Origin of the sequence: Pandoraea capi (genome assembly GCF_902459735.1) — a bacterium.
GTDB lineage: Bacteria > Pseudomonadota > Gammaproteobacteria > Burkholderiales > Burkholderiaceae > Pandoraea > Pandoraea capi.
Window position 1 is genome coordinate 92,148 of record NZ_CABPRV010000006.1, and the last position, 17,829, is coordinate 109,976.

The window sequence follows — 17,829 nt, forward strand, 5'->3', positions numbered from 1 at the left end:
ATGTCGCAAGAACACAGCGAACACAAGAAAGACGATCTGATCGAGCGCTACAACGCTGCGGAGCGCATCAACCACTGGATTGTCGCGGGCACGTTCATCCTGCTCGCGCTCTCCGGGCTGGCGCTGTTCCATCCGTCGATGTTCTGGCTTACCAATCTGTTCGGTGGCGGGCCGTGGACGCGGGTGCTGCATCCGTTCGTCGGTCTCGTAATGTTCGTCGCTTTCGTCTGGCTCGCCATGCGGCTCGCCCGCTATAACAAGTTCGAGCAGCGCGACACCGAGTGGATGAAGAAGATCGGCGACGTGCTCAACAATCGTGAAGAGAATCTGCCGGAAGTCGGGCGTTACAACGCCGGACAGAAGCTGCTTTTCTACGTGATGGTGTTGTGCATGATCGGGTTGTTGCTCTCGGGGATCGTGATCTGGCGCGCGTACTTCGCGTTCTACTTCCCGATCTGGGTGATTCGTCTGGCGTCCGACGTGCACGCGGTGTGTGCATTCGTGTTGATTTGCGGCATCATTACGCACATCTACGCGGCGATCTGGATCAAGGGTTCCGTGCGCGCCATGACGCGCGGTACCGTCACCCGCGGCTGGGCGTGGAAGCACCATCGCGCCTGGTACAAGCAGCTCAACAAATAAGTCCGGCCTTTGCTGGTGGCCGGACGCTCTTACGAGGCCGGCCACCTTGCAACGCATTCTCGAACCCGGGCAGATCGAATCTCTCGATCGCACCTCCATTCCCCGCCTGCGCATGCCGCAACGTTCCGAAGTCTTTTCGGCGCGCGCGGCGCGTTTGCGTCAGCTGGCCGACGGGCATCCGCTCGGCGACTACCTGCGACTGATGGCCGCACTCGTCGATGCGCAGCAGCGCGTGCTCGACAACTTTCAGCCTGAGCGTCCGTCCCCCGAATCGATTGAACAGGCGCAGCAGCACTGCATGCCGCTCGTGCCTGCGACCGGCGGCTACGACATTGGCCGCTGGCAACCGTTGCTGACCCCGCTGCTCGACGCCGTTGCCGCGCAAGCCGATCTGCCGGCGGCGGTCAGGGGCGTTATCGACCGCGTGCGTGCGGCCGATCCGGCGGCGCTCGAAGCGGGCGCGCAGGCGCTGCTCGCCGGCCACGGCAAGGGTGTCGACGCCGCGAGTGCGCCGTTTCTGATGGCGGCGCTGCAAGTGCTCTGGACGGGCGTGGCCAGCACGTTCGAGGCGGGTGACGTACCGATGCTCGACGTCCCTAATGTCTGTCCCATGTGCGGCACGCTGCCGGTGGCAAGCGTCGTGCGTATCGGCGGCGCGCACGAGGGCTACCGCTATCTCTGCTGCGGTCTGTGTTCGACCGAATGGCATATGGTTCGCGTGAAGTGCACGCATTGCGAAGCGAGCGAGCATGTCGCGTATCACGTGGTCGACACGTCGGGCGATGCGGCGGCCTCCGGCGCCGAGATCGCGGCAGCGGACGGCGGCCTGCTCAAGGGGGAGGACGGACGCCCCAAGCTCGACGAGGCGGCCAAGCGCGTCGCATCGGCGCCCATCCGTGCCGAGTCATGCGACGACTGTCACAGCTATCGCAAGATTTTCTATCAGGACAAGGACCCGTTCGTGGAGCCGGTCGCCGACGACCTCGCCAGTCTCGCGCTCGATGTGCTGATGGGCGAAGCCGGGTATGCACGCGCCAACGGGAATCCGTTGCTCTGGCAAAACGCCGAAGAGGCCTGAGAGGATGACAGGGATGACGGGAATGCCGATGGTCAAACAGGATGACATGCGGGCGGGCGCGGCTGATTTGCCGTCGCTCGACCGGTTGCTCGGCATGCCCGAGCTTCAGGCGGCGCTGGTCGACTTCGGTCGCACACAGGTCACGGGCGCGTTGCGTCGCGATCTGGACGCGTGCCGGGCGTCGGCGCTGGCCGGCACGCTCACGCATGACCTGCTGACGCCGGCGGCGTTCGGTGCCCGCATCGTCGGCGAGCTGAGCGCGCGCAACCGGCCGACGCTGCGTCCCGTCTTCAATCTCACCGGCACCGTGCTGCACACGAACCTCGGGCGTGCGTTGTTGCCCGAAGTGGCCATCGAATCGGTCATCCAGGCGCTCACCGCGCCCGCTAACCTTGAATTCGATCTGGCGACGGGCGGACGTGGCGACCGCGACGATCTCATCGCCCCATTGCTGTGTGAGCTGACCGGTGGCGAGGCGGCGACCGTCGTCAACAACAATGCGGCGGCCGTGCTGCTGATGCTGGCAACGCTCGCCAAGCGTCGCGAAGTCGTGGTCTCGCGCGGCGAGCTGGTCGAGATCGGCGGCGCGTTTCGCATTCCGGACATCATGACGCATGCGGGCGCGACGCTCGTCGAGATCGGCACGACCAACCGCACGCACCCGGCCGACTATCGCAATGCCATCGGCGACAAGACGGCGCTGCTGATGAAGGTGCATTGCAGTAATTACGAAGTGACGGGCTTCACCAAGAGTGTCGACGTCTCGGAAGTCGTCGAGATCGCGAAACCGCACGGTGTGCCTGTGGCGGTGGATCTGGGCAGCGGTACGCTCACGCCGATGGAGCGCTGGGGATTGCCGCACGAGACGACCGTGCAAGAGACGATCGCGGCAGGCGCCGACCTCGTCACGTTCTCGGGCGATAAACTGCTCGGCGGACCGCAGGCGGGCATGATCGTCGGGCGCAAGGATCTCATCGCGAAGATCAAGAAGCATCCGCTCAAACGCGCGCTTCGCGTGGGCAAACTGACGCTGGCGGCATTGGAGCCGGTGTTGCGTCTGTATCGCGATCCGGACCATCTCACCGAGCGGTTGACGACGCTGCGTCTGCTCACGCGCACGCGCGCAGAAATGGCGGCGCAGGCCGAGCGGCTGGTGCCGGTGCTGGCGAAGTCGCTTGGTGATGCATATACCGTAATGGCCGCCCCGATGGTCAGCCAGATCGGCAGCGGCGCGTTGCCGGTCGAGCAACTGCCAAGCTACGGGCTGGCGATTGCACCGGCCGGCGGTGTCAGGCGAGGGGGCGGTCGCGCGCTCGCCAGACTCGAAACGGCGTTGCGCGAGCTGCCGTATCCTGTCATCGGACGCATTGCCGATCAGACCCTCTGGCTCGACCTGCGCTGTCTTGAAGCGGATGACGAGCCGCGTCTGGCGTTGCAGTTCGCGGAGCTTCGCGCATGATCGTCGGCACCGCGGGTCACATCGACCACGGCAAGACGAGTCTGGTGCGTGCGCTGACGGGCGTCGATACCGATCGTCTCAAGGAAGAAAAGGCGCGCGGTATTTCCATCGAACTGGGCTATGCCTACACGCCGTTGCCCGACGGCGAGGTGCTGGGTTTCATTGATGTGCCCGGGCACGAGAAGCTGATTCACACGATGGCGGCCGGTGCGGTCGGCATCGACTTCGCGCTGCTGGTGATCGCGGCAGACGACGGCATCATGCCGCAGACGCGTGAGCATCTCGCCATCCTGACGATGCTGGGTGTGAAGCATGGCGTTGTCGCGTTGTCGAAGGCGGATCGCGTGGATGCCGCGCGTCTCGCGGCGGTGACGCAGGAAATTTCGCAGTGGCTCGCGGACACACCGCTCGCGCAGGCCGACGTGATACCGGTGTCGGCGACGACGCCCGGTGACGCCGGTGTGAGCGCGTTGCGCGAGTATCTGACGCGTGCGGCGCAAGCGTTGTTGGCGTCCGGCAATGCCGCGCGTCGTGACGACGCGCTGTTCCGTCTGGCCGTCGATCGGGTATTCACGCTGGCCGGGCATGGCACGGTCGTCACCGGCACGGCGTTTGCGGGCACCGTGCGTGTGGGCGATACGCTTACGGTGATGCCGCAGGGATTGCCTGTGCGGGTGCGCAGCATTCATGCGCAGAATCGGGCGGTGGATGCCGGTAGGGCCGGCGAGCGCTGCGCGTTGAATCTGGCGGGCATCGAACGGGACCAGCTCGGCCGGGGTGACTGGATCGTCGCGCCGGGGCTGTCGGCGCCGTCGACGCATGTGGACGTCGAGCTGCACTGGCTGGACGGCAGCGCACCGCTCACGCAATGGTTTCCGTTGCACGTGCATCTGGGCACGACACACGTGCAGGCGCGCACGGTGCTGCTGGGCGGCGACACGCTTGCACCGGGGCAGTCGATGCGTGTGCAACTGGTTTTCGATACCCCTGTTTGCACGATGCCGGGCGACCGCTTCATCGTGCGTAATCCGCAGGCGACGGCGACTGTCGGGGGCGGGCGCGTGCTCGATCCGGCGGCGCCTGAGCGCAAGCGTCGCTCGGCGGCGCGGCTGGCGTGGCTCGACGCCGTGGCCGACTATCTCGACGGCAACGGGCTCGATGCGCTGCTGGCGCAATCGCCGTTCGGTCTGACGAGCTCACAGGTGGTGGCGCTCACGGGGTTGTCGGCGGAGGGCGCTGGCCGACGAAATGCCGATCCCGCGACGGGCCAATGGACGTGGCCGCAGCATGCCGTCGTGCTGCCCGGTGCGGAAGGTGAGTCACTGGCCTTCGCGCCGCAGGCGTGGGAGGCGATGCGCGCGCGCGTGGTGACGTCGCTGGGCGACTATCACGCGCGAGTGCCGGATGATCCGGGGCTGGACGCGGGGCGTCTGGGCCGCATGGCGTGGCCCGCGCTGGATGCCGGGCGTTGGCGGGTGATCGTGCATTCGTTGCTGAGCGACGGCACGGTGGCGCGTACGGGCGCGTGGTGGCATCTGCCGACGCATCGCGTCGAGATGACGGACGAGGAGAATGCACTGGCCGAGGCATTGTTGCCGAAGGTGGCGCAGGGGCGCTTCGATCCGCCGTGGGTGCGCGATATGGGGCGTGAGTTGAACGTGCCCGAGGATCGTGTGCGTGCGGTGCTGCGCAAGCTGGCGCGGCAGGGGCGGGTGCATCAGATCGTCAAGGATCTGTTTTACGACGACGCGTGCGTGCAGGCGTTGGCGGACATCGTTTCCGGTGCTGGTGGCCGGGTGGAGGCGGGCGCGTTTCGGGATGCGACGGGTCTGGGGCGCAAGCGCGCGATTCAGATTCTGGAGTTCTTCGATCGTGCGGGATATACTCGCCGCGTTGGTGACTGGCATGTGCAGCGTCCCGGCGTGACGTGGGGCGGTGCGTAGTTCAAATTACAGCATTACGGCATCAAGGCATTACGGCAGGGCTTCGCGCGGTGCGCGGGCGTTGTCATCACACAGCACTCTCATTGCACCCTCTTAAGGAAGGCATCCGTATCCGGTGATGCGGCCGGGCTTCAAACCCGGTTGGGGGCGTCAGACGCTCCCAGGTCGGTTCGACTCCGGCTGCCTTCCGCCATCTCAGACTTTCAGCGGTTTTCGGTTGATGCTGTCGGTTCACCCATCGGTTTGCCAAACGATGGGAGAACCGACAGATCTGCGCTAGTTAGGTAAAAGCTTGCACTTTTACTCAAGGATTCATGAACAAGCTGAAAGGTAGCGCCTCTGGGCTACGTTCAAGCTTCGAGTTAGCGCAATTCTTTGTTTTGTCGCATTGGATTCCAAAATGGTTGAGCTATACTTTGCTTCTGGACGTTATTCCTGATTGATAACTAACGGGGAAAAGAATGGCTGCTGAACTTCCGTATCTGGCCAGCTATAAGAACGTTGCTGAGCTTTTTCAAAGAATTTTGGCTGCGAAAAAGCCTGAGTCTTTTACGACAAGATATCTTGCTGAGACGATTGGGCTTAAAAGTGCAACTGATCGGCAACTCATTACCATGTTAAAGACGCTCGGTTTTCTTGATAGCGCCGGCCGACCGACCCCAGATTACGATCAGTTGAAAAATTCCAGTCGAGCTCCGAAAGCTATTGCTGCGGCTATTCGTCGAGCCTATGAGCCGCTATATGCCGCAAACGAAGCGGCCCACGAGTTGTCAAATTCGGAACTGAAGGGGCTCATCTCTCAAGTGGCGGGCTCAGATACCGGGATTACGTCGAAGATTCAAGGTACATATTCCTCCCTAATTAAGCTCGCCGACTTTAGCGGAAATGCTGGCGCCCCGCTTGATTCATCCAGTGTGCCGTTTGCGAAGGAGTCAAAGGACGGAAGCAGCGAATCCACCGGCGGCACTGCGGAACGAGTTAGCATAGGTTCCAAGCTTAGACCTGAGTTCCATTACAACATCCAAATTCACCTGCCCGCAAATGCACTTGAAGAGACGTATCTCAACATCTTCAATGCTCTTCGAAAGTCATTTGAATCGTGAACGATCAGCGCCTCGCACTTTTCCTTATGCTCGGACAAACGGCATCCCGGGAAATGAAAAAGTTGCCCGGGCTTGTCCCTCCGGATCCGTTGCGTGTTTCTGGTTCGCATGATTTGGCCGTCACCATGCCAGAAACAGTACGCCAAGCCATCGATGCGGCAGAAGTGTATAAGCTTTTTTTTGTCTTCGAGAACTACTTGCGTGACTTCGCCTTAGAAGTGTTGTCCGGCGATGGTCAGGTTGATTGGTGGCCTAAAGTGCCCAGAGACGTTCAGGAGGAAATCGAAAAGTTGGAGGAGACGGAGGAGGCGAAGAGTTGGATGGCTCTTGGGTCTCGAGACAAGTTTTCGCTAATGACATATCCGCAGGTTCTCCGAGTGATAGAGAGCTGTTGGAAAAGCGATTTTGAAGAATTGGTTCGCGATAAGGCGCTGATCCAAGAGGCGCGGATGGCCGGACACCTTCGAAATGCCATCTGTCATATGTCGTCGATACCTGAGGAGGAGGTTGCGCGAGTGCGCCAGGTAATGAGGGATTGGTTTCGTCGAATCGCGCCTTGATTCCGAGCAGTAATCACTCAGTCGGGCTTGCTACGATCGACAACAACCGCACGGTCGCAAGTAACTATAGTGGATCTAATCGATCCGGACACTAATTTAGGCGAAAATGCTCGCCATGAAGAGGTGTCTGATGATCAAAAAACGTCATTCTTTCCCCCCCCCCCCCCCCCGCCCCCTAGTTCAAATCGCATCCATGAGCGAGTAGAGGGGCGTACATGGTCGCCATCGACTAAACGATCTCCCAAGCAAGAGTTTCTCGACCAAATGGCTGTGCGGAATACGAGGCACGGACTGATCATGATAAACTCACCGCGTTCAAGAGAGACTAAAAAAATATGTTCAAAATATCTACAATCGATATAAGCGGATTTTGGGGTAAATTCAGGGTTGAGTCTGATTTTAATGATAATGTCAACATTATCATTGGGAAAAATGGGACGGGCAAAACAACGTTCATGAATATTTTGGATGCTGTTTTAAGTGTTGATCCAGATGGTCTTTATCAAAATGAATTCTCTGAAGTAAAAATAAAATTAAATGATGGGGGGAAAACCAAGACCATTAGGGCTGTAAAATACGAATCGGAAACTACTCCATTTCCAGTCGTTGACTACTATATTTCGAATCAAAAGTTTAATCTTCCAATTGTAAATATGGACGAAATTCGTTCATATCCGCTTAGTTTTAGAAGGCGCTCGCTCGAAGAGTCAGCTAAAATTCGCGAGATACTATCGGGTTTGGTTCGACTTGCATCGCTCTCCGTCTATCGATATCGACTCGATCCCGATGCTGATAGGCGTGAGGCTGGCCGTCAATCAGCCTCTGTGTTATCTCCTGTTGACTCGAGGCTACAAGAGCTGCGCCAAAGGCTTACTCAGTATCAATTTGAGCTTTCTATCTCGGCTCAGAAGATATCGTCCGATCTTCAGAAAGATGTGTTGATTTCGTTGCTGTATAACCAGGAACGCAAGGATGGAAACACGTACAATATCAATTTCACTGAGGACGTGGAGCGGCAAAATCTCATTGCGGCATACAGACATTTGGGGTTAAGTGGGAACGACATTACCGGGAGAATTCAAAAACACATTTCTGCCGTTGGGAAAACTATCAAGGACATTAAGGATGGCGTGAATAATATTGATTTCGCGCCGCTCGATGCCCGCGTTCGCACTGGACATGTCATTGAATTGTCCCTGGAAGCAGAAAAACAGACGAAGGCAGTTTATTCTCAGGTCACTCAGTTCCTTGAGATACTAAAAACATTCATCCCCGATAAAACCTTCAGCTTCCAAGGCGCCGAGCTCACAGCATCCGGGTCCGGTCCCATTCCCCTTCCGAAACTCTCATCGGGCGAGAAGCAGCTTCTCATTCTGTTTATCGAAGCGCTGCTGCAAAGACAACAGCCGTATATCTTCCTAGCCGATGAACCTGAGCTATCTCTTCATATCTCGTGGCAGCGGCAAGTAATTTCGGCAATCATCAAGCTAAATCCTAATGCCCAAGTGATTGTTGCAACGCATTCGCCGGAAATTGCCGGAAAATTCAAGAAATTTATCATTGCTATGGAGGATATCCTTCATGCATGAACTTGAATATTCACGCGATGCGTTCAATGCGTTAAGCGCATTTTATCGGTGCGATAAGATATTGTATGTTGAGGGGGATGACGACGAATTATTTTGGGCTGCTATTTTTGAGGCGTGTACTGGAGTTAAAGTTGTTGCGGAATCGCTTGGAGGTTCGGAGGAGTTAGATAAGAGAATTTCTCGGATCATCGAGGACGACCTAGATGTTCTTGCTGCACGTGATGCCGACTATGGTTTGATCAGTGGTAGAAACATCCAAGATCCACGAATTTTATATACTTATGGGTATTCTATAGAAAATACGCTATATAATTCGTTGGCGGTTGCTCAAATAGCACGTCTTTGGACTAAAGGGAAAAATAAATCTATTGGTAAAATTGCCAATGAATGGCTTGATCGTTTCTATTCGATTTTGAATGATATGATTGTGTATGATTTTGCCAATGATTTGCACGATTGCGGCGTTTCTGTGGTCGGCGATAGTATTTCAAAGTTTTCGGATAAAGCCAATCCGCATGAGCTCAATGTGACGCAGGTTCAGAAGCATTTGAAATTTTGCGCCCAAACTATCTCTATTGCGATGCTGAGTGCTGCGGAGAATAAACTGGCCGCTAATGTCCGTCAACGATCTGACTGGCTAAGAGGTCATTTTCTTACATCCGCGATACTTCAGTTTGTCAGCGCGCAGATAAAGCAGGCGGGGCTTGCAGGGAAGATCTCGTACAATGCGCTATATGTAAGTGCCTTGCAGCAGTTCGAGGCAACCTTCAAAAAGGGACACCCTCACTTCGAATACTATGAGACTGCCGCGAGGTCGGCGGTGTCGTAGGTCGAACCAACCGTGGTAAGCAGAAGCGGACTTCAATAATGAATCTACGGTCGAAGCGTCTTAACGGCGCTTCCCGCGGCGTTTGGAGGGAAGGGGATCAGAAGGTACGATCGCCGGTGACCTGCTCCCCGCGCATAGTACGGTGGCGGTGTAGGGTCCGTTCCAGAGAGGAGCGGCAATGAAAAAGCGATGCACCGAAGGGCAGATCATTGGCTTCCTGCGAGAGGCCGATGAATTGTTTTTCAGTGAATCGTCTTTTTCATGTCCAATCTCCTGACTACGTGATTGGACTCTAAATCGCCGCGCTACTCAAATCGGGGGAGACATCTGAACCGCCAGTCGGTCTTTTCCGTGGCGGTGTTCCGCAATCGTCACGCCGTTGGCCACACATTGTCGCTCGCGGCTCGGCGACGTAATACCGGGTAATACGCGCTTACACATTCGCGACGGCGCAACGTCAACATGCGTCGCTGCGCATGCGTTTACGACGGTAGATGCCACGCATCTGCCCTCAAATGCCCGGACGATTCACCATGAAATCTCAAACCTTTTACACATTAGCCGCGTCGCTGCTGTTGGGCGCTTCGCTGTCCGGCTGCGTGGTCGCGCCGGTCGCCCCGGTGGAGCCCGCGACGGTCGCGCCTGCCGGTGTCGTCTACGTCGCACCCGTCGGCGTCGTGCCGGGTCCCGGTTATTCGTGGCGCTATCACGCGCACTATGGCTGGGGATGGTGGCATCCGCGCTATGGCTGGCATCGCGGTTGGCACTGACGCGATGTCGGGCGCTCGGAAGTGACGCGTACGGTGTCCCTTGCCATGCGTGGCGTCATCAGCCGGTGGCGATCGTGACCTGTGGCGGACACGGCGGGACGAAGTGGACCAGGCCGGGCGTCTCAGGAACTCTGGCTGCCCGGCATTTGCCATCCACCGCCGAGTGCCTTGTAAAGCGCCACCGACGCTTGCAGCCGCGCGAGCCGTAACTGCACTTGCAGATCCAGCGCGGTGAACAGCGTGCGCTGCGTGTCGAGCAGCGTCAGCAAGGTATCCGCTCCGGCGCGGTAACGCGATTGGGCGAGGGTGAATGCCGTGCGCGCTTGCGTCAGTTCGCGTTGCTGTGCGTCCTGCTGACGCTCGATGCCGTCAATGGCGTTGAGCGAGGCTTCCACGTCGCCGAACGCGGCAACGATCGTCTTCCGGTAATCCGCAAGTGCCGCTTCGCGTTGCGCGACGCGCAGATCGCGCGCGCCCGCGAGCGCACCGCCATGAAAGATGGGGGCGCTCAGGCTCGCCGCGACACTGTAGATCGGATTCTCCAGCACCGTATTCAGACGCCCACCCGAAAACCCCACGCCGCCCGTGAGCGAGATCGATGGCAGCATGCGTGCGCGGGCTTCGAGCACGTCGGCATCGCTGGCGGCGAGCACCGCTTCGGCGCGCGCGATGTCGGGGCGACGCGTGAGCAGGTCGCTGGGCAACGACGCGACGGCCGCCGGTGCGGTGAGCGCGTCGAGCATCGGCGTGTCCAGCGGCACGTCGCCCAGATGGTGTCCCGTCAGCACCGCCAGGGTATTTTCACTGTCCGTCGCGTCCTGACGGCGCGCCGCGAGGTTGCGCAGTTGCGCATCGTACAGTCCCTCCTGTTGCGCCAGATCCAGCGGACTTGCCTGACCCGCGCGTGCCTGAGCACGAACCAGACGCAGGACCTCCGCCGCAATATCGCGCTGCTGTGTGGCGATGGACGCACGCTCGCGGGCTGCGGCCAGCGCCAGCCAGAGATTGGCCGCGCCCGCCGTCGCCGTGAGCCGCACCGTATCGCGGTCAAACGCGCTCGCGCGTAATTGCGCCAGCGCACTGTCGCGTGCGGCGCGATTCGCTCCCCAGAAATCCAGCTCGTAAGTGGCCGATACGCCTAACGTCAGCGCAGTGCCCGACACGTCGGCATTCCCGCCGATGCGGCCCTGCCGTGATGCCGAGGCGTTGCCGTCGAGCGACGGCAGCAGCGATGCGCCCGCAATGCGCGCGAGCGCCTGCGCTTGCCGCACCCGGGCGTAAGCCGCCGCGACATCCAGACTGTCGCGCGCCGTCATGGCGATCACCCGATCAAGCGATGCGCTGCCGAAAGCCTGCCACCACGCCTGATCGACGGCGTGATCGGGCAAGGGCGTAGACGCGCCTGCGCCGCTTTGGAACGCGCTCGGCGTGGCGACGTCGCGGGACGCGGGCGGCTCGTGCAGTGCGCACCCGCTGACGACGACCGCAGCACAAACGAGCGTCAGGGAACGCAGCGGCAGCGAGGCCATCGCCTTGCGCAGTACGGGGAGGGAGGTGGGCTTGCAGCGCATGGCGGTCAGTCGCTCGCGAGAGCAACGATGGGATCGAGGCGAGCCGCCTGACGTGCTGGCATGTAGCCGAACACGAGGCCGGTCGCGAGGGCGCATCCGAACGCGGCGAGCATGGCCCGCACGGAGAACACCAGATCGACGCCCCAGAAAATGAGCACCAGTCCGACGGCCAGACCGGAAACGAGGCCCAGCACACCGCCGACGGTCGAGACCATGACGGACTCCGTCAGGAACTGTCGCAGGATGTCGGTCTGCCGCGCGCCCGTCGCCATGCGGATGCCGATCTCGCGCGTGCGTTCGCGCACGGTCATGAGCATGATGTTCATCACGCCGATCCCGCCGACGATGAGCGAAATGGCCGCAATCAGTCCGAGCGTGAGCGTCAGTGTTTGCTGGGCTTCGCTCTGCGCCTTGAGCGAAGCCGCCTGATTGTAGACCTGGAAGTCCTTCACATGATGGGCTTCGGTGAGCACGCGCGTGATGTCTGCCGCCGTCTCGTCGACCTTGTCGAGGTCGTGCACGAGCACGGAAATCCACGACAGGTTGGCGGTGCCGAAAACCCGTCGGCTACCGGTGCTGGACGGCACGAGCACCACGTCGTCGTCATTCGACTGACCGGACGTCGCCCCCTTTTCCGCCAGCACGCCGATGACCTGGAACGGCACATTGTTCACCAGCACGTATTGTCCCAGCGGGTCGACGGGTCCGAACAGCTTGGTGCTGATGCGCTTGCCGAGGACCGCGACCGTCGCCAGCGAGCGCACGTCCTGCGGCGTGAAGAAGGTGCCCCGCGACACGTTCCAGTTCAGCACGTGGGGGGCTTGTTCGGTGACGGCCCACAGGCGCGTGCCGACATCCACATTGGCAGCGCGCACGATGGTCTTGCCCGCGAAGAAGGGCATCGCGATATCGACGTTGGGCACCTGCGCGACGAGCGCGGCGTCCGCTTCCGATAGCGTGCCGCCGGGGCCGCGCTCGGTATCGCCGCCCGGCGTCACATACATCCGGTTGGTGCCGAAACTCGCAATCTTGGCCATGACAGTGCGTTGTGTGCCGGTCCCGATGGCGAGCATCACGATGACCGACGCGACCCCGATGATGATGCCCAGTAGCGTGAGCAGCGTTCGGAAGCGATTCACGAGCAGGACCTGCCACGCTGCCTGCACTGCCTCGTAGATGTCTGCCCACGGAGACGCCGAGCGCGAGAGCCCGTGCGCCATTGTGGTCGCGAAGTTTTGCGCGTTCAGCGTCCAACCGGCGCTGTCCGGCGGCGCTGAGGTGTCGGGGGACGGTGGCAGATCGCCCGCGCTACCGTCGTGCTGCGCCTCGCCGCTATCCGAAACGATCAGCCCGTCGCGAATTTCGATGACGCGGCGCGCCTGTGCGGCGACCCCACGGTCGTGGGTAATCAGAATGACGGTGTGACCCGCGTCGGCAAGCTCGCGCAGCAACGCCATGACTTCGGCGCCGCTTCGCGTGTCGAGCGCGCCGGTCGGTTCGTCGGCAAGAATGATGCGCCCGCCGTTCATCAGCGCCCGGGCGATGGACACCCGTTGCTGCTGACCGCCCGAGAGCTGGTGCGGACGGTGGTGAATCCGTCCATCCAGTCCCAGCCGGGTGAGCAGTTCCGTCGCCCGGTGGTGCCGGTCCGCGCGCGACATGCCCGCGTAGACGGCGGGCACCTCGACGTTGTGCAGTGCGTCGAGGGTACGGATCAGGTGATAGTTCTGGAACACGAAGCCGAACGCTTCACGGCGCAGCCACGCGAGTTCATCGGCACGGAACGACGCAATGTCCTGACCGGCGAACCGGTATTGCCCGGAGGTGGGGCGGTCCAGACAGCCGAGCAGGTTCATCAACGTCGACTTGCCGGAGCCGGAAGCGCCGACGATGGCGACGAATTCCCCGGCATCGATGCGCATCGAGACGCCGCGCAGTACCTGCGTCGCCGGCGTGCCGCCTTCGCCACCATAGCTGCGGCAGATGTCGACCAGTTCAATCAGCGGGATCGCCTGCGAGGCAGGCGCAGGCGGCTCGCCGGATGTCGGCGCAGCATGGGTGTCGGTTACCACTGGAACCTCCCGGCCCCGGCGCGAACGGTGCTCACCGAGGTAATCAGCGCGTCGCCCTGTTTCAGGCCGTCGAGAACCTCGCCGTCGAGACGATCGCGCAGGCCGATGCGCACCTTGCGCTCGACGGGCTTGCCGTCGACCAGCACGTTGGCCGTGAAGACCCCCGCCTGCGCGTTGACGGGCACGAGCGGCGTCATCGGGGCGAGCAGCACATTCTTCGCCGAGGCGATGATGAAGAACACCTGCGCGGTCATCTCCGGCATGAGCACGCCGTCGTCGTTGTCGACGTCGACCAGCACGGTGTAAAGCACGACTTTGCCCGTGCTGCCTGTCGGACTCTGCTGTGAAGTATCGGCGCCGCTCTTGTCCAGTGGCGTGGGCGGCGCGGGCAGTACCTGACGCACCGTGCCGTGCCAGCGTCGCGGGCCGGTGTCGGTCTGCCCGCCGAGGGTGGTGAAGTACACGGGCATGCCCGCTTTCACGTGCCCGATGTCGGCCTCGGAGACTTGCGTCCACACGGTCATGTGAGACAAGTCCGCGATGCGCATGATGAGCGGGGTCTGATAGGTGGCGTTCAGGGTCTGACCTTCGCGTGCGTCGAGGGAGACCACGGTGCCGGTAATCGGCGCATAGATGCGCGTGTAGCCCAACTGCGCTTCGTCGCCCTTGAGCGTTGACGTCGCCCCGTTGATCTGGGCATGCAGGTCGTTGATCCTGGCCACCGCCACGTCCAGATTGGCTTGCGCAGTCTGCACGTCTTCGAGTCGCGTCGCGCCGTCGCTCATCATCTGCTGCTGACGGGCTGCGCGCTGGGCCGCCAGCACACGCTCGGCATGGGCCTGCGCCAACTGGGCGTGCAGGCTGGCGAGGCTGGCCCGGTCCGCATCGACTTTGGCTTGTTGCACCGCCGGATCGATCTCGACGAGCAGATCGCCCTTATTGACCCGGGCCCCCGCCTGAACATGCAGACGGCGAATCGCGCCGGACGCCTGTGCACCAACGTCCACGTAGTTTCGCGGACGAAGATTGCCCAGCGCCGTGACGCTCAGCTCCAGGTTGCCCCGGTTGACGGTCGCGGTTTCCACATGCTCGACGTGTCGAAATATCGTGAACCACAGCACGAATGCCAGAAGTGCAACGACAAGGAGGAACAGGGCGCTACGAATTCGCTTCGGTTTGAGTGGCATCTGCTTCGATGGCGTGCACGGCCGAGCCTCATCAGGTCTCGGCACGTCGTTTGGTGAACGAACGGGTGGTTGGCGAAAGCCGTCACTGACGCGGCGCATAGTATAGAACGATTCTCATTTACAGAGAAATCCTATCGTATCCGTCGAGCCGATAAATTCGAGAAGCCTGTCATATAGATATTACAAAGATGACCAATATTTAGAAGTAAATGAGCAAAATTCGGTTGACAGAGGCGATGTGTCTTTTGTAGATTCCACCTCACTAATGAAGAATGATTCTCATTAACTTGCTAAGAATCCTCGTAACGACCCTCGCATACATCGGGCGTTCGACGGAGAAATAAGTTGTAAGGAATACGAACCATCAAGGGAGTTATTCAATGAGCTGGGATGACGAAAACGCGGAATTTGAAGTTGTCGTGAACCACGAGGCGCAGTATTCGATCTGGCCGAGTTACAAGGCAATCCCCGGTGGCTGGCGCGCCGTGGGCATGAAAGGCAACAAGGCGGCTTGTCTCGCGTACATCGAAGAGCACTGGACCGACATGCGACCGCTCAGCCTGCAAAAGGCGATGAGCGAGCAGGCCGGGCAGTCGGCCGCTGTCGACGCCTCTGCGTCGGTGCACTGATTGGGCCGGCACCCTCGCCTGCACCCTATCGCGCCGACGCCTTCCGACACAATGCGCCCCCCGATCCTCCTGTTCTGTCTTCCCTATGCGGGAGGCAGCGCGGCGATTTTCCGCGACTGGCAGCGTTCGCTGCCCGACTGGATTCGTGTGGTGACGCTGCATCCGGCCGGTCGCGGTGTACGTCATGGCGATACGCCGGTCCATCGCTGGCCGGCATTCGTCGACGACATGGCGAAACAGGCACTGACGTCCCTTGTCGTGCCGGGGCAGGCGCCGTTACCGTTCGCCATCTTCGGTCACAGCATGGGGGCGCTGGTGGGTCTGGAACTCGCGCATGTGCTGCGGGCCCGGCTGGGCGTGACGCCTTGCTGGTTCGGTGCGTCGGCGAGTCTGGCGCCGAGCCTGCGTGAGCGTGAGACACACTGGCTGACGTGCGACGACATGACGTTCAAGGCCGAAGTCCGGCGTCTTGGCGGCATGCCGGACAGCCTGCTGGAGAACGACGAGTTCATGGCGCTGGTCATGCCCGCCCTGCGTGCCGACTTTCACCTGTGCGGCACTTACGATCCGCCGGCACGCGCGCCGCTGGCGTGTCCGCTGCTGGCGATCAACGGTGAGGACGACGCGCGTTGCATCGTTCCCGCAAACGACCCCGCGTGGGCAGGCGAGACGACGGGGCCATTTGCCTCGGCGCGCGTGCCTGCGGGGCATTTCTTCATCAATACCCACCGAGATGCGCTGCTGGCGCAGGTGATCGCGCATCTGCGCGACGCTGTCGGTGTGAGCGAAACGCCTGTCCGGGCGCTCGCCTGACGTCAATACGGAGATGGACATCGTGCAAGGCCTCCCCCCGCTGTTCGATTTCGCCCCCTATCTCGAAGTGCGCGACGAAACGTTGCCCCTGATTCGGGAATTCGCGTCGCATATGGCGTTTCGTAGTGCCGTCGTCGAGGAGTTGGAGCTGGACGAAGACTTCTATCGCCGACCGCTGCGTCCCGAGGATCTCGAATTCCTCCAGTTCAAAAAGGCGGTGCGCGCCGAGACGGTCAGCCGTTTGCCGATGCTCGCGTCCCAGCGTCTGCTCATGTGCATCAACGAGGTCGGTATCGCCCGTATGCCGCGCCCCGGCGATGCCGAGGGTTTCGCCAGCGCCGATGCGTTCTACAGCGAGCGCAATCAGGTGCTCGGTGCACGCATCCGGCCGTATCTCGAGAACTATGCCTACACGTTCCTCGGCAATGAGGGCAAGGCCGACACCACGCCGGCGTCGCTGACCGAAGCCCTGCGTGCCATCGTGCAGACCGAACATGCGTGGTGGAGCGAGATGTTCGCGCTGCTCCAGCGCAACGAGTATCTGCCCGAGGGCCTGCGCTTCATCATGATCCAGCGCTGGAGCCTCGCGCCGTCGCGTCGTGCTGCCGTTGCACGTGCGGTGGCCTCCGGGTATTTCGACGCCGTCTCACCGGATGCCCGTCCTGTCATGGTCGATGCCGCGCAGGACGCCTTGCTTACCCGCGTCGCCGCGGCACTCGACCTGACGCGCCGCGAGCATTCGTACTGGCAGTTCTATCTGCCGACGAGCCTTGCCAAGTGCAACCTGCTGTACGCGCTGGGCGCACGTCCGGACCGGGCTTTTGCGTTGCTGGGCGCGGCGTTCGTTGCCGAGGCCGAAATGCTGGCGTTCTGTCAGGCCGCCGCTGCCGCCTGCCCGCACATGCTCCATGGGTTGCCGATTCAGCAGCCGACGCTGGAAGACGCCGTGGCGGAGCTGCTTCGCCGTGCCTCGGCTGCGACGGCGCAAATCGACGACAAGTACGCCCAGCAGGGCCTGTATCGCGTCAGTCAGGGGCTCGGCGCTGCCGAACTCATGGCCGCACGGGGCCGTTGGGACCTCGGCGAGCAATTGCGCTGGCTGTCGGCCATCGAGCGTTACGTCGCGTTTGCGAAGCAAGTCGAGGGACGTATCGAAGTCGAATGCCCGGGCATCGACCGGGAGACGTTCGTCGAGCCTCGCGAGATGTGTTCGACCACGCACGTGCACAACGACCACCGTCTGGTCGTCATCGAGTCGGGCGACATGATCTTCTGGGGCAACCTGGGGATGCAGCTCAAGATGAAGCAGGGCGACAGCGTGCTGATTCCGGATGGCCGTCTGCATGGCTCGACCGTGGTGTCGCACGAATGCACCTACCATCAGCCGATCATCCCCGACGAATGGATCGCGGCACTCCATGCGGGCACCATGCCGGCGCCGCAGTCCTCCGCTGCACTCGCCTGACGAGTGCACCTCATGCCCATGCGCGGCGACGCCGGCGCGCCCACCTAGCGCCGGCGACCAGAGACTCAAGGCTATCGACTCGAATAGCCTGTTAGTACTACTAAATTCTAGGCACGTTC

15 protein-coding genes and 1 tRNA gene are annotated in these 17,829 nt (G+C 61.1%); 13 read left to right on the top strand and 3 right to left on the bottom strand.

Features of this window, described 5'->3' with window-relative positions:
• The 10 genes from PCA20602_RS14220 to PCA20602_RS14265 all read left to right on the top strand — a co-directional run bounded on the left by PCA20602_RS14220 (position 1) and on the right by PCA20602_RS14265 (position 9,973).
• Entirely contained in the window at positions 1 to 642 is a 642-nt protein-coding gene (locus tag PCA20602_RS14220; protein ID WP_150721783.1) for a formate dehydrogenase subunit gamma, read from the top strand.
• 55 nt (positions 643 to 697) lie between these two features.
• Positions 698 to 1,720 carry a formate dehydrogenase accessory protein FdhE gene (fdhE, locus tag PCA20602_RS14225; RefSeq protein WP_281354661.1) on the top strand — a complete coding sequence of 341 codons (1,023 nt, stop codon included), beginning with the start codon at positions 698 to 700 and terminating at the stop codon, positions 1,718 to 1,720.
• 28 nt (positions 1,721 to 1,748) lie between these two features.
• Positions 1,749 to 3,179 (top strand): L-seryl-tRNA(Sec) selenium transferase, encoded by a 1,431-nt coding sequence (selA, locus tag PCA20602_RS14230; protein WP_150721785.1) that lies wholly within the window; start codon positions 1,749 to 1,751, stop codon positions 3,177 to 3,179.
• Entirely contained in the window at positions 3,176 to 5,122 is a 1,947-nt protein-coding gene (gene selB, locus PCA20602_RS14235) for a selenocysteine-specific translation elongation factor (protein ID WP_150721786.1), read from the top strand. Before selA ends, selB begins: the two co-directional genes overlap by 4 nt.
• A 97-nt stretch (positions 5,123 to 5,219) precedes the next feature.
• A tRNA-Sec gene (locus PCA20602_RS14240) sits at positions 5,220 to 5,315 on the top strand.
• Between the two features lie 268 nt (positions 5,316 to 5,583).
• Complete coding sequence (locus PCA20602_RS14245; protein WP_150721787.1) at positions 5,584 to 6,225, top strand: DUF5343 domain-containing protein; 642 nt, start codon at positions 5,584 to 5,586, stop codon at positions 6,223 to 6,225.
• Positions 6,222 to 6,785, top strand: a complete 564-nt coding sequence (locus PCA20602_RS14250; protein WP_150721788.1) for a Swt1 family HEPN domain-containing protein — start codon at positions 6,222 to 6,224, stop codon at positions 6,783 to 6,785. The genes PCA20602_RS14245 and PCA20602_RS14250 overlap by 4 nt, the downstream gene beginning before the upstream one ends.
• 335 nt (positions 6,786 to 7,120) lie before the next feature.
• Positions 7,121 to 8,374, top strand: a complete 1,254-nt coding sequence (locus PCA20602_RS14255; protein ID WP_150721789.1) for an AAA family ATPase — start codon at positions 7,121 to 7,123, stop codon at positions 8,372 to 8,374.
• A complete protein-coding gene (locus tag PCA20602_RS14260; RefSeq protein ID WP_150721790.1) occupies positions 8,367 to 9,203 on the top strand; it encodes a DUF4435 domain-containing protein in 837 nt (278 codons plus the stop codon). The genes PCA20602_RS14255 and PCA20602_RS14260 overlap by 8 nt, the downstream gene beginning before the upstream one ends.
• A 533-nt stretch (positions 9,204 to 9,736) precedes the next feature.
• Entirely contained in the window at positions 9,737 to 9,973 is a 237-nt protein-coding gene (locus PCA20602_RS14265; protein ID WP_150721791.1) for a hypothetical protein, read from the top strand.
• Between the two features lie 122 nt (positions 9,974 to 10,095).
• On the opposite strand, the gene PCA20602_RS14270 is transcribed toward PCA20602_RS14265, so the two are convergent.
• From PCA20602_RS14270 to PCA20602_RS14280, 3 genes are read right to left on the bottom strand one after another with little or no spacing between them, the layout of a single operon-like run.
• The gene (locus PCA20602_RS14270; RefSeq protein WP_246182162.1) at positions 10,096 to 11,544 is read right to left on the bottom strand and encodes an efflux transporter outer membrane subunit; all 1,449 of its coding nucleotides are present in this window, start codon (positions 11,542 to 11,544) and stop codon (positions 10,096 to 10,098) included.
• 5 nt (positions 11,545 to 11,549) lie between these two features.
• Positions 11,550 to 13,616 (bottom strand): MacB family efflux pump subunit, encoded by a 2,067-nt coding sequence (locus PCA20602_RS14275; RefSeq protein WP_150721792.1) that lies wholly within the window; start codon positions 13,614 to 13,616, stop codon positions 11,550 to 11,552.
• On the bottom strand, positions 13,610 to 14,803 hold the full coding sequence (locus PCA20602_RS14280) for an efflux RND transporter periplasmic adaptor subunit (RefSeq protein WP_150721793.1): 1,194 nt from the start codon (positions 14,801 to 14,803) through the stop codon (positions 13,610 to 13,612). Before PCA20602_RS14280 ends, PCA20602_RS14275 begins: the two co-directional genes overlap by 7 nt.
• A gap of 380 nt (positions 14,804 to 15,183) precedes the next feature.
• On the opposite strand from PCA20602_RS14280, the gene PCA20602_RS14285 reads away from it, so the two are divergent.
• Genes PCA20602_RS14285 through PCA20602_RS14295 form a run of 3 tightly spaced genes read left to right on the top strand, consistent with a single transcriptional unit; the run spans position 15,184 to position 17,710 of the window.
• Positions 15,184 to 15,432 carry an MbtH family protein gene (locus PCA20602_RS14285; RefSeq protein ID WP_150721794.1) on the top strand — a complete coding sequence of 83 codons (249 nt, stop codon included), beginning with the start codon at positions 15,184 to 15,186 and terminating at the stop codon, positions 15,430 to 15,432.
• 51 nt (positions 15,433 to 15,483) lie between these two features.
• Positions 15,484 to 16,245, top strand: coding sequence for a thioesterase II family protein (locus tag PCA20602_RS14290; RefSeq protein WP_150721795.1), 762 nt, complete (start codon positions 15,484 to 15,486; stop codon positions 16,243 to 16,245).
• 13 nt (positions 16,246 to 16,258) lie between these two features.
• Positions 16,259 to 17,710 (top strand): cupin domain-containing protein, encoded by a 1,452-nt coding sequence (locus tag PCA20602_RS14295; protein ID WP_150721796.1) that lies wholly within the window; start codon positions 16,259 to 16,261, stop codon positions 17,708 to 17,710.
• Positions 17,711 to 17,829 lie beyond the last annotated feature (119 nt).